Genomic DNA, 12,478 nt, shown 5'->3' with positions numbered 1-12,478 from the left:
CGCCTACATCCGCTGGTACAACGAACGTCGCATCAAGGTCTCACTTGGCGGACGTAGCCCCGTGGAGTATCGTCAGGCGCTGGGGTTGATCTCCGTTTAAACCGTCCAAGAAAACGTCCGCACCCCCGTTGGGTCAGTATTACATTGGCACCAACAGTTTTCTGCGTAATTACCATTATTTGGTATATATTGGTACCTGAACAGGAGATGGCACTATGAAACGAAATACATCTGTCGCCCTTGGTGAGCACTTCACCAGCTTCATTGATACCCAGGTACAGGGCGGTCGCTATGGCAGCGCCAGCGATGTCATCCGGGCGGGGTTACGGTTGCTGGAAGAGCACGAAACCAAAGTACGCGCTTTGCAAGAAGCACTGAATGCGGGCCTTGAGTCTGGCGACCCGCGTCCGTTCGATAGCGCAGCGTTCCTGAGTCGGATGCACGCGAAGCATGGCTAAGTCCTATCGGGTGTCACCGCTGGCCGAAGCCGACCTTGAGGAAATCTGGCTATATACAGCCAAATGCTGGTCGATGGAACAAGCCGATACCTATCACCGCAACTTTGTCAAAGCATTTGAAGAGCTCGCCGCAGGCCTCAAGCAGGGCCGCCCCTCCGTATTGCCAGACTTCCAAAAATACCTATGCGGCTCGCATGTCATCTATTTCCTAATGTATGCCGACTGCTTGGATGTGATCCGCATCTTGCATCAACGCCAAGATGTGGAGCGGCATTTGTAGCCGATAACCGGCAACAAATGATCCGCGCGGTCTTGAACGCGATCGGCCCGTCAGGCACCGCCGCCCATCGCTTTTTCGATCTTCTTGTCAGTGTTGTACTGGCTGAGCGCGTAAACGGCCCAGATCGCCGCTGGACGATGACGCCGCTCGGTCACCAAAAAGCGCTCACCCCCTGGGCTCGTACTCCGGCACCCAGCGCTTCAGTCCCGCCCGCACCACGTCGTCGTCCAGCGGCGCCTCAGACCGCACCCAGGCCTGCACGTCCTCGTACAGGCCCTCGGGCACGGCACGCGGCCGCGCGATGCGCAGTTTTTCGTGGGGCGTCGGCAGGGTTTCCTCGGCATCCGCCAGCAGTTCCTCGTACAGCTTTTCCCCCGGCCGCAGGCCGGTGAACTGGATATGGATCTCGTCCTCGGTGAAACCCGACAGGCGGATCATGTTGCGCGCCAGGTCCACGATCCGGACGGGCTCGCCCATGTCGAGGACGAAGATTTCGCCGCCCTTGCCCATGGCCGCCGCCTGCAGCACCAGCTGGGCCGCCTCGGGGATGGACATGAAATAGCGGTTGATCTCGGGATGGGTGACGGTGACCGGGCCGCCGTGCGCGATCTGGGACTGGAACTTGGGGATGACGCTGCCGGTGCTGCCCAACACGTTACCAAAGCGCACGATGTGGAAACGCGTGGTGCCCTCGCCGTTCTGCATGACCTCGCAGACCATCTCGGCCATGCGCTTGGTGGCGCCCATCACGTTGGTCGGATTGACCGCCTTGTCGGTCGAGATCAGGACGAAGCGTTCCGCGCCCGCATCGCGCGCCGCGCGCGCCGCCACCAGGGTGCCCAGGACATTGTTGCGCACCGCCTGCCAGGCGTTGCCCACCTCCATCAGGGGCACGTGCTTGTAGGCCGCCGCGTGAAACACCACCTGGGGGCGGTGCTGGGCAAACACCTGCGCCATGCGGGCCTCGTCCTTGACGTCGCCCGCCAGGCGCACGATGGGCACCTCGGGGCGGTGCTCGCCGAACCACTGCTCGATCATGTAGAGGGCGAATTCGCTGGCCTCCAGCAGCACGACGCAGGCGGGCTCGAAACGCGCCAATTGGCGGCACAGTTCGCTGCCGATCGATCCCCCCGCGCCGGTCACCAGGATCCGCTTGCCGGCCAACATCGCCTGAACGTTGGCGCTGTCGATGCGCACGGACTCGCGACCCAGCAGGTCCTCGATCCGCACCGGCCGCATCATATTGATGGCGACCCGGCCGCTCATCAATTCGGCCAGGCCGGGTATCGTGAACAGCGCCGCGCCGGCGTCGGTGGCCAGGCGCGTGACGCGCTGCAGGGACTCGGCGGGCGCCGAAGGCATGGCCAGGATCACGTGGCGCGCCGCGTGGCGCTGCAGCACGGCGGGCAGGTCGTCGGTGCTGCCCTCGACCCGACAGCCGAGGATTTCCAACCCGCGCTTGTGGCGATCGTCATCCACCATGGCGACCACGGCCCAGTCCGCGCTGCGGGCGAGTTCCCGCAGCAGCATGGCGCCCGCCGTCCCGGCGCCGACGATGACCACGGGCTTGCCCTGGCCGCGGGCGCCGCCCCCCGGCTGGCGCTCTTTCCACATCCGTCCCACGATTCGCGCCCCGCCCATCAGCACCAGCAAGAGCAGCGGATACAGGACCGCCATGGACCGCGGGATCAGCAAGTAAGGCTTGGAATACATGGTCAGCAGCAGCACCGCCACCAGCGACACCAGCACGGCCTTGACCAGGCGGCGCAGGTCGGGCAGGCTGGCAAAGCTCCACATGCCCCGATACAGGCCCGCCCAGCGACAGGCCAGCAATTGCACGGGCAGCAGGATCAGCGCCCCGTAGATGATCTCGTCCCGAAAGGCGCCGGGCCAATCCAGGTTGAAACGCAGCAGGAAACTGGCCACCCAGGCGACCACCACCATCAGCAGGTCGAAGGCGAAGACCAGCAGCGAACGGATATTCATGCCGCCCCCTCAGGCCGTCACGCCGCAGGCCCGTCGCATGACGGCGCCCAGCACCTCGCAAGTCCGGTCGATATGTTCGTCGCCCAGAGTCGGATGCACCAGGAACATCAGGCTGGTGTCGCCCAGTTCACGGGCGACCGGCAGGCGCTGGGCGGGGCGCAAATCCGTATCGTCGAAGGCCTTTTCCAGATAGACCTCGGAACAGGATCCCGAATACACCGGCACGCCCTGATCCGCCATTTCACGCAGGATGCGTTCGCGCGACCAATCGGGTGACAGCGCCTCGGGCCGCAGGAAGACATAACATTTATACGCGGCGTGCTCGATGCCGTCGGGCACCTCGGGCACCCGCAGGCCCGGCAGCGCACGCGCCGCATCCCAGATCCGCCGCGCATGGCGCAGGCGCACGGCATGCCAGCCGTCCATGCGGCGCAACTGGATGCGTCCGATGACCGCCTGCACCTCGATCATGCGCCAATTGGTGCCGAACGATTCATGCAGCCAGCGATAGCCGGGCGGGTGCTGTCGTTCGTAGACCGCGTCCCAGGACTTGCCATGATCCTTGTAGGCCCACATGCGTTTCCACAGATCCGTGTCGTCGGTGGTCACCATGCCGCCCTCGCCGCCCGTGGTCATGATCTTGTCCTGGCAGAAAGACCAGGCGCCCACATGCCCGATCGAGCCCACCGGCCGCCCTTTGTAGCGCGCACCATGGGCCTGGGCGCAATCCTCGATCACGAACAGACCGTGTTCGCGGGCCAGGTCCATGATGGGATCCATGTCGCAGGGCCAGCCCGCCAGGTGCACGCAGATCACCGCCCGCGTGCGCGGCGTCAATACCGCGCGGATGCTCTCGGCCGTGAGGTTCTGGGAATCGGGGTCGACGTCGGCGAACACCGGCCGGGCGCCGGCGTTCACCACACAGGACACCGAGGCAAGGAACGTGCGCGGCGTGACGATCACCTCGTCGCCGGGACCGATCCCCAGGCCCGCCAGCGCCAGGTCCAGGGCGACCGTGCCATTGGCCAAGGCAATCGCGTGGGCGGTGCCCGCCCAGGCGGCGAACTCGCGCTCGAACTCGCGGCACTCCTGGCCGGTCCAATAGTTCACGCGATTCGACAGGATCACCTCGCGAACGGCGTCGGCCTCCTCGGAGGTAAAGGAGGGCCAAGGCGGAAACGGGGTATTCAGCACGGTCGTCTTCTAGTTTCTATTCGGTTGTCATCAACGGATGAGATCCTTGGCGGGCACGCCCGCCACCGTCAGATTATCCGCGATATCGCAGACTACTGCGGCCCCCGCCCCGATCGTCACCAGACGGCCCACCGTGATTCCCTGCCGAATCGAGGACCCGATCCCCACCCAGGACTGCTCGCCCACCCGGACGTCGCCCGCCAGGTGCGCGCCGGGGCTGATATGGACGCCATCGCCCAGCACGCAATCATGATCGACGCTGCACAAGGTATTGAGGATGGCGCCCGCGCCGACGACCGCATCGGCATTGACCACCACCCCCGCCATGACCACCGTGCCCGCACCCAGGCGCGCCGAATCGCTGATCGTGGCGGCCGGATGCACGATCGTCGCCAGCTCGATCCCGGCCGCCTGCAATTGCCAGATCTTGCGCATCCGGATCGCGTTGCTGCCGATGGCCACCACGGCGCCATCAAAGCCGCCCGGATCCTTCAGCAGGGCCTCGGTATCGCCGGAAATGACCCATTTGCCAATACGGCGCTTGCCCGGCCAGGCGTCATCGTAAAAATCGACGCTATCCCAGCCTGCGCGCAAGGCGGATTCGGCGACGACCTTGCCGTGGCCGCTGGCGCCTAGAATGGCCAGTCGCTTCATTCCTTGTCCCCCTTGAATTTTGGCATCGTCGCCTCGCCCTCGGCGCTGATTCCATCACGGACCAGCACCTTGCGCAACGTCATATACAGGATTTTCATATCCAGCCATAGGTTGTGGTTGTCCACGTACCAAACATCCAAGGCGAACTTTTCCTCCCAGGAAATCGCATTACGGCCATTAACCTGTGCCCATCCGGTGATGCCAGGCCGGACCTCATGGCGGCGTGCCTGCTCGGGCGAATAAAGCGGCAGATACTCCATCAATAGGGGGCGAGGGCCCACGAGGCTCATGTCGCCTTTCAGGACGTTCCAAAGCTCGGGCAATTCATCGAGACTGGTAGCGCGAAGAACACGACCCAGCGAGGTCATGCGTTCGGCATCGGGCAAGGGTTGTCCGTCCGACCCAACAGCATCGCGCAACGTACGGAATTTGACCATTTGAAAGGGCTTACCCTGCAAGCCCGGGCGCATCTGTCGGAACAGGATCGGGGAGCCTAAGCGGTGAAATATCCAGAGGGAAACCAGGCACCAAACTGGTAAAATCATCAGCAAGCCAATACTCGCGCCGACCAGATCGAGCAATCGTTTCATGTCATGATTCTATATATGCATATAAGCCGATCGACCTACAACATAAGGTTTATTCACACAGTATAAAAATAAATCACGGCCGATCAGTTAAATAATTTAATATGCCACACAAGTCATTCCCCAGTTTTTGAAAAGAATACTTATTTTGAACTTCTCGCCTTCCGGCATTACCCATCTCAATGCGCGTTTCCTCGGGGAGGGCCGCCATGCTAAGAATTCCCTGCGCGAGATCCTCTGGCACCCCAGGCGCAACAGTAATACCTGCACCAGCCTCTGCCACAGGGTTGTTAGCAGCGGCGCTTGCAATAACAATTGGCCTTCCAGCAGCCATATACTCGAAAATCTTATTCATACTTACACCAAATCGATAAAGTCCAGGTAAGTTATTTACGCAAATGATAAAGGCATCCGCCTCTGCGGCAAGGCTAGGAACTTCATCCCGAGTAACTTGATCATAAAAAAAAATGTTCTGAAGATCGAGTTGCTGCGCCTTCGCGCGCAAATGCGGCTTCAACGGGCCATCACCAATTAACCGAAAGAAAATCCTGTTACCATAGCCTTTATTCTTGATAATTTCGATCGCGTCAAGCAGCGTATCCAACCCGTTTGCGGCTCCGTGAGAGCCAAAATACACTACATTAAAAGAATCCGAAGAGCCTGGACTTTTCTCTACCTCCCATTCCTCCAAATTAGCACCATTAGGGATCCAAATAATTTTCTCTTTAGGAACCCCAAATTCCTCTATATAACAATTCGCCTTTGGAAGAAGCGTAATAATACGTTCCGCCGAACCGTACAATATACGCTCTAAGCCTCGCATCGCTCTCGCCATAAACCCGCCAGATGATATCTTCCCCATATCAATTAAGGTCTGCGGCCACAAATCCCTAACCTCAAAAACAAAAGGAACGCGCCACTTCCTCGCAACAATCAGCGCCGCCAGCGCGGCCAATGGATGAACACTAGATCCGATAACGACATTAGGCCTCTCAGTTGACCTCCACAGCATAACGCGAAGAGCTTGGAAAAAATATACTATCATATTGAATGCTCGACGCATCTCGCTTCCATGATAATCAGGAACCTTTACCCAAACAAATTCGATACCATCCTCGTTAGTTTGGCATGAGGCGCCACGAAAGGCGAATCGCTGAGTACCTTTTGGATGAACGGTACTCGCTGACACGATCGTTGCACGCCAACCGTGCTTTTTTAGCTCCTTAGCTAAATTATAATGCCTCCCCCCCCCGGATCCGTGCGGAGTCTCTGCATAGTGATTAAATATCCAAACCACCTTATCACTTGTGGGAGAAACTGTAGAATAAGAACTCATATCAGCTGGAGGGCAACATAATGTTCAAGAAAAACAGAAAAATAAAGGTCACGACAATCACTTTACTTCCGTTATGGGGTGAAAGCCGCACGACTCATAAATAGCCATTAGCCCTCCCTCTTGCAGATGCCAGCCGAGCTTCCCTCGAGCCTCCTTGGCATGGCGAGACATGATCTTTATATCTTCAATCGAAAGCGCCTGGATCAGGGCCCTTAGAGAGCTCTCATCTGGCTCAGCCAGCCAGCCGCAGCGTAGATTCTTTATCACCCTACTCATTACCGGAAAATCGCTAGCTATTACCGGTATTCCACACATCACATACTCATAAAGTTTGTTTGGCAAGCATAAGTAGTAGCTCATACATAGATTCTCTATTAACGCAATGCCCACATCCGCTGAGGCAGTATATTCTGACAATAGCTCCGGAGAAACAGCAGGGTGGAAGTGAATGCAGGGATACTTATCAGCAGCATTACGAACCACCTGCTCCATTGGACCGTAACCAAGAAAGATCAGATGCATCCTGGCCTGAAACCCAGAAAATACTGCGATTAGCTTTTCTATACCACGCCCCTTAGAGAGCAGCCCTTGGTATATAAAGAGGACGTCATCATCCTTAATACCCACGTAGTCCCTTAATACCGTACTGCGTGGAATCTCTACCGTCCCGGGAGAAACTGGCATGTTCTCCACAACCACGGGTGCCGGTATGTCATACTCATTTTCATACCAACTAGATATCTCTTGATTAACCACACTAACCTTATCGCAATATCTTATAAAAAGCCTTTCTAGGGCCTTATAAACCACCCTAACAACGCCCTGAGACTTTATAACTTCTGTCTCTAACTCGTGAGTATCATAGATGAGTTTTCCGCCAGATAGAAGTTTCAAAATTACGCACAGAGGCAAAACGGGTAAGCTATGGCAATTAATGCACACCACCTTTCGATTTCCGCCATATGCCGATAGCACTCGAATATGCCAGATAATCACTTTAACAGCTCTAAAGATGATTCCCTTTTTATTAGAAAACAGTGGCGATATTCTATGAAGATAAGCATTCCCCCCTAAGAAGGTTATGGGTTCGACATCAGGGTCCCATTTTCCCAAAACAACGATGGTATCAAATATCTTGGCGCACTGTAGCGTTCTTACTATCTTAAGTATTCTAGATTCATTTCTTAGGTTAGATGGATAAATGTGGATATTTACAGATCCACTTAGATCGATAGATTTTCCGCCAACTACTTTCTTCATAGCGTTAGATATTAGCAAACTTAAAAAGTTCGTTTCTGATTCTTTTGACAACCCTCTTTCCAAAGGGCTCTTTTGTATTGTAAGGAAGTCGATCGAAATCTGGGTTTATAAACTTTGTTATTGTGGATTGAAATAAACAATCCTGTCTGGGTCCAAATGGAATTGAAAGCAACAGTTCAAATTGCATTCGATTACAAGCCGGATAAAATAGGTCTACAAATAAATCATGCTCTTGAGTCATCTTTGCGTAGACACCATTGATATTTCCGCTCCAAAATATCATATCTCTCCGCTCTAAGCCCGAAGCCCCTTGCATCTGTAATTTCCAATGTGATTCTAGGTCGTTATAATCATCCTCACCCAACCCGAATCCAAAATCTCTTAAATGATTCAACTCGAAATTCAATGGGAATTTATTCTTGTGATAATTAACTGCCAACTCGTAGCACTGTCCGTCCAATATGGTTCTGCCAAGTCCGACTTGATTCCAATATCCATTAACATAATGATCATAGCCACTACCGGGAAACGTGGTAACCGGAGCGCCCGCATGCTCTAGATATGCTTCAGCACGGACATCATTCTTTTTATCCCCCTTGATCATATGATGAGGCCTTCCCACCACGCTTGCAATCTTCGGCGGTAGTAACCTATCCGCCTCGGTTATATATAGATATGGTTTTACAAAGGTAAAGGATTCAAAATCTATACCTGCAGTTACCGCAGAAGCAAAATTGAGCCTAGAGTCATAGCCACCGCTAAGGGCACAGGATATACCCTGTGGCGTAACCTTCCCCAAATTCCCGACGGCTGTTATTAGATAGGATGCAACCCTCTCACGCACCTCTTCTGCCATAACATCATAGGTCTGGAATACAGGTCGATCAGGTATGCACCTAGTACCATTTCTCAAATCAAGTATTTCCCCTACCATTAATAGTCTCAGCGCCGACGTGTGGCATGCAGGCGGCATAGGAAATGGCACGAACTTCCTAGCCTCAGAGGATGATTTTTCTAGACCATAAAAATCGACTAACGGCTTCGGGCTATTCGATACTATTAACTCCCCGGCCTTATGAATCGACGGCGCTCTCGGCATATATATAGGGAAAAGGCCACAACAGTCCCGATATAGCATACCCCTGTATACAATTATCCAATGGCCAGTCCAGGTGGCGGTTAATTCATTTATGGAGTGCTCATTTAACTTATAGATAGCATCTCGAGGACTAGGTTTTTCTTTACTAGCCTCAACCACAGTCCCTATAAGCAATACAGGTTCTTCACATTCATTTTGCTCCGTGACCACTGTCAAATCGGGGCAGTAGGCTATGCTTACTTGGCTATCCAGCCGTTTAATGACAAAGCGATCCTGAAATGGAATTCTGTTAATAGCTGAATGATTTCCTAGAACAAACTGCTTGCGGTCCACGGAACCCTCATACATCTATGCCTCCTAATAAGAAATATACGGGATAGAATGTTGTGCTCATACTCGGTACACACCTTTGCATATAGGCTTAATAACCTTCAGCCGCCTGGCTATTCTTGAGATAGTAGCCACATATTCTTCGAAACTAGATCATCAACTTCTCGCCCACAGCTGTGTCGCTTGGAAATCTAGCTCCGGTGAGCGCCATACATACAAATCAAAAGATGCTTCTCAGCACTTGCCAGTATGAACCGCTCAAGAAAACAAGAAACCCTCTCAGACCTTTCTCGCAATACGTCTCTTAAATGCCGAAAGAAATAAATAAATGCCAACAGCGATAAATACGGAAACAGCATAAAAGTCGGCGATATACCTCGATGCATTGCTCTCCGAAGCTCCCGAATAGTGAAATATCAGCCATCCCAGTATTGCGTACGATACGGCTTTAGGGGCGATAGACTTGGCAATTATGCAATATGCTGCCATTATCCCGCCACATATGAATGAAACCATAGGTATTCCCAACCATCCGTAGTTAACATACCCTTGCACCCAAACTGGTCCTGTCGAAGTTCCAGATACGCCTGAATAGTATGATTCCGGAAAGATATTTCGCCATAATAGAAGGTCTAAATTGAAGTAAGGCGAAGCCAGACTATACCCAAAAAGCGAGATGCTTTTTCCATGCAGATAATCGATCTCATTGGGGAATAGCTCCAGCGCTTTATATGCCACCGTCAAGCCACCATATATAGCACGATCAGCCATTAGATTAATCTTGTCGATAGGCACATAGAGCATAAACAGTGATCCTAAGATTATGGCCATAACAAATGCCATCACCCTAAGGCGTCCGTGATCCGCCAGAAAAACAAATAATATAGTTACGATGTACCACACGAGAGGCGCCTTCTCTCCGTTTAGAATCAAGAGAAGACTTGTGCAAGTTGTTATAAGCAGGGGCCAGAACCACCTCCGCTGCGCGGACAATGTTTTTACTAAGTATAATGACAGTATTATTGGAAATACTATAAATATGAGCCTAAAATAATGGCTCTTGAGTCCCATAGTATCTTGACTGATTCCTTCTCTTAGGTAGGAAATGTATAACGCACCTTCTTTCCCTATAGCATTCGAACTAACATAATAAGAAATTGCATCCATTAGAGTGTTAGACATCACAACTGCCAACAGGACGCTGTATCCGACAACCGGTATGCTTGGTGGAACCACCAAACCTTCCAATTTCACGTTAACTTTATTTTTTATTCTGTGAATGCAGTAATATCCTAAAGACAAGAATGTTATGAACGTGATCGTTGTATTTACTAGCAGAGATATAATTCTTCTGTCCGTAACCCCTTGACTGAGCCTTACATCACTTGCTCCAACATATAACCCAAACAATCCAAGCCCGCTAGTGACATACAGACAGGTAGTTATAATTGCGTATGAATAATCTCTTCGAAAGGCAAAGAATATTATTATCCCAATGAATATTAAATTAGCCAAGATTATTTTTATGTGGTCAATCCACTTTTGTTCCCCCTGCATGTGATTTTTTATATCTTCGCACAGCCCCAGGGAAAGACGATCTCGTCCCTCCACAAATTTTCTTTTATATAATCCGCGCTGGAAGACATGTAATCCTTCTATAGACCAATCACTTCCTCCCATTCCTAGCACGAACCGTTGAATATATTCGCCTGATTTTGGTGCGTCCAAAGACCCTTTAAATCCTTTCGAATACTTGGAGAGCTCTATATTTTTATACCTACAGGTTTCCTCACATATCATCGCGTACAAAGCCAACTTATCTGCATCAGGGAACCTTCCAATTAGGTTGACATCATACGGGTCCTCTTTCCCCGTCGGGAAATACCGAACGGTTGATACTTGATACCATGCATATATATCACCAACCGGCTCTAACCCCTTGTGCTTGATCATCGTGAAGTTAGTTTGGCCATCTAGCCTATCCCAGCACGGTTGTTCTCCCTTGTCATTTGCAAAGCGTCGTGAGATTCCTCGAAGGGGCTCGCTTCCCAAGAGAAAATCTCCATTCATAATCAAATTAGCATTTAGGGCATCATGGAGAGCCTCCGGATCCCAAGGCTTATCATCTAGAATAGCTTCACCTGAAGCAAGAGGGCTCGTGCACATAGCCGCGAGCATGAAAACTAGGATTAGATATATTCTTAGTGACAACATCAAAATTTTCTTCCGTCCACATCTGATTTGATGAGGCCTTGGGGTTTTAATGTAATTCGAGATGTTAGCTCTTCGAATTAATTAGGCTGTGAGGTGGTGGATCTCGCGGCGGCGAGATGGCTTCACCACTTTTTTCGAGCGCCTCCGCGGGCAGCTCTGCCTTGAGTTTCTCCTCAACGCACATTTTGCGCAGGCGGCCGTTCTCGATCTCCAGCTCCTTCATCCGTCACATCATCGGCACGTCAATGCTGTAATGATCCAGCGGAACCTGCACAGGTCAAGCGGCTAATGCGAAGGCCTCGGCCGGAGTTTTCATATGCAATGTCTGATGCGGGCGTCGGTGATTGTAAAAACGGATCCAGTCGCCAATGACGCGGCTGGCGTTCTGCAGTGATTAAAAGCGATGCCGGTGAGCACATTGCTCTTTCAGCGTCCGGATAACCCGCTCAACCATACCGTTCTGTTGCGGGCAATGCGGCGCAATGAACTCCCGGCGTAGGCCATAGCTGCGCACCAGCGCCGTGTAGCTGCGGCTCGTAAAAACGAGCCCATTGTCCGACCGAAGCAGTCCGTGGGCAGCCGCGCAGTGCGCAACTGGGCCCGCATCGATACGGTCTGGCTCAACCCGGAAAAGCTGCAACAGAAGTCACCCGAAACCATAAGACGTGCCACATGATTACCGGACATCTCCGTTGACAAACACCGCGTCCAGGATTTGACTGTCTGTGAATCGTGACTTCTTCATGTTGTAGAACTCCTCAATGAGAAAATTCTACTTCTGATCTCACCGCTTTTCATGGGAGGATTACCCGAGGCTCCCGATGTCAAAAAATTAATAGTCGGAGCTGAATAATTCAGCTTTTTCGTCAATGGAAGGCGGTGCTCACGCCGCCATTCGATGTTTTTCATTCAGTCCGCCCGTCAACCACACCAGCATCAAGGCGTAAAAAAGCCGCAGCCGGCGCAGCAGCAGGCGAATGTTGTGGCCGGCGCCACACAGAATGGCATGGATGGCGTCGCCGAGCCGACCCTTGAGCCAGTTTCTGTCCAGCTTTCCGTCCGATTTCATGTGGCCAATCG

At 52.8% G+C, this 12,478-nt stretch carries 11 protein-coding genes and 4 pseudogenes; 3 read left to right on the top strand and 12 right to left on the bottom strand.

All coding sequences use genetic code 11. The features are described from left to right. The 3 genes from OOZ48_RS18260 to OOZ48_RS18250 form a co-directional block, all read left to right on the top strand. Positions 1 to 100: IS3 family transposase (locus OOZ48_RS18260; protein ID WP_269500237.1), on the top strand; the 100-nt coding region annotated here is incomplete at its 5' end. A 115-nt stretch (positions 101 to 215) separates the two neighbouring features. Further along, entirely contained in the window at positions 216 to 458 is a 243-nt protein-coding gene (locus OOZ48_RS18255) for a type II toxin-antitoxin system ParD family antitoxin (RefSeq protein ID WP_269500248.1), read from the top strand. Next, on the top strand, positions 451 to 738 hold the full coding sequence (locus OOZ48_RS18250) for a type II toxin-antitoxin system RelE/ParE family toxin (protein ID WP_269500247.1): 288 nt from the start codon (positions 451 to 453) through the stop codon (positions 736 to 738). The genes OOZ48_RS18255 and OOZ48_RS18250 overlap by 8 nt, the downstream gene beginning before the upstream one ends. A 50-nt stretch (positions 739 to 788) precedes the next feature. Here OOZ48_RS18250 and OOZ48_RS18245 read toward each other — a convergent pair. The 12 genes and pseudogenes from OOZ48_RS18245 to OOZ48_RS18190 form a co-directional block, all read right to left on the bottom strand. Then, positions 789 to 872 (bottom strand): annotated as a pseudogene (locus OOZ48_RS18245) (YqaE/Pmp3 family membrane protein); the annotation flags it as partial. 31 nt (positions 873 to 903) lie between these two features. Then, positions 904 to 2,724, bottom strand: coding sequence for a polysaccharide biosynthesis protein (locus tag OOZ48_RS18240; protein ID WP_269500246.1), 1,821 nt, complete (start codon positions 2,722 to 2,724; stop codon positions 904 to 906). Between the two features lie 9 nt (positions 2,725 to 2,733). Continuing rightward, positions 2,734 to 3,918 (bottom strand): DegT/DnrJ/EryC1/StrS family aminotransferase, encoded by a 1,185-nt coding sequence (locus OOZ48_RS18235; protein WP_269500245.1) that lies wholly within the window; start codon positions 3,916 to 3,918, stop codon positions 2,734 to 2,736. A gap of 30 nt (positions 3,919 to 3,948) precedes the next feature. Beyond that, positions 3,949 to 4,572: an acetyltransferase gene (locus OOZ48_RS18230; RefSeq protein ID WP_269500244.1), complete on the bottom strand. Its 624-nt coding sequence runs from the start codon at positions 4,570 to 4,572 to the stop codon at positions 3,949 to 3,951. After that, positions 4,569 to 5,162 carry a sugar transferase gene (locus OOZ48_RS18225; RefSeq protein ID WP_269500243.1) on the bottom strand — a complete coding sequence of 198 codons (594 nt, stop codon included), beginning with the start codon at positions 5,160 to 5,162 and terminating at the stop codon, positions 4,569 to 4,571. The genes OOZ48_RS18230 and OOZ48_RS18225 overlap by 4 nt, the downstream gene beginning before the upstream one ends. Positions 5,163 to 5,235: 73 nt before the next feature. After that, positions 5,236 to 6,495: a glycosyltransferase family 4 protein gene (locus OOZ48_RS18220; protein ID WP_269500242.1), complete on the bottom strand. Its 1,260-nt coding sequence runs from the start codon at positions 6,493 to 6,495 to the stop codon at positions 5,236 to 5,238. A 57-nt stretch (positions 6,496 to 6,552) separates the two neighbouring features. Beyond that, positions 6,553 to 7,806: a glycosyltransferase gene (locus tag OOZ48_RS18215; RefSeq protein WP_269500241.1), complete on the bottom strand. Its 1,254-nt coding sequence runs from the start codon at positions 7,804 to 7,806 to the stop codon at positions 6,553 to 6,555. Then, positions 7,760 to 9,202, bottom strand: coding sequence for a hypothetical protein (locus OOZ48_RS18210; RefSeq protein ID WP_269500240.1), 1,443 nt, complete (start codon positions 9,200 to 9,202; stop codon positions 7,760 to 7,762). The genes OOZ48_RS18215 and OOZ48_RS18210 overlap by 47 nt, the downstream gene beginning before the upstream one ends. A gap of 261 nt (positions 9,203 to 9,463) precedes the next feature. Next, entirely contained in the window at positions 9,464 to 11,398 is a 1,935-nt protein-coding gene (locus OOZ48_RS18205) for an O-antigen polymerase (protein ID WP_269500239.1), read from the bottom strand. A 99-nt stretch (positions 11,399 to 11,497) separates the two neighbouring features. Next, positions 11,498 to 11,624 (bottom strand): annotated as a pseudogene (locus OOZ48_RS18200) (IS3 family transposase); the annotation flags it as partial. Positions 11,625 to 11,675: 51 nt separating this feature from the next. Then, a pseudogene (locus OOZ48_RS18195) lies at positions 11,676 to 11,912 on the bottom strand (integrase core domain-containing protein). A gap of 369 nt (positions 11,913 to 12,281) precedes the next feature. Beyond that, positions 12,282 to 12,478, bottom strand: a pseudogene (locus tag OOZ48_RS18190) (hypothetical protein); the annotation flags it as partial.

Source organism: Castellaniella sp. S9 (assembly GCF_027257175.1).
Lineage (GTDB): Bacteria > Pseudomonadota > Gammaproteobacteria > Burkholderiales > Burkholderiaceae_B > Castellaniella.
This window is presented reverse-complemented; position numbering and strand designations above follow the sequence as displayed.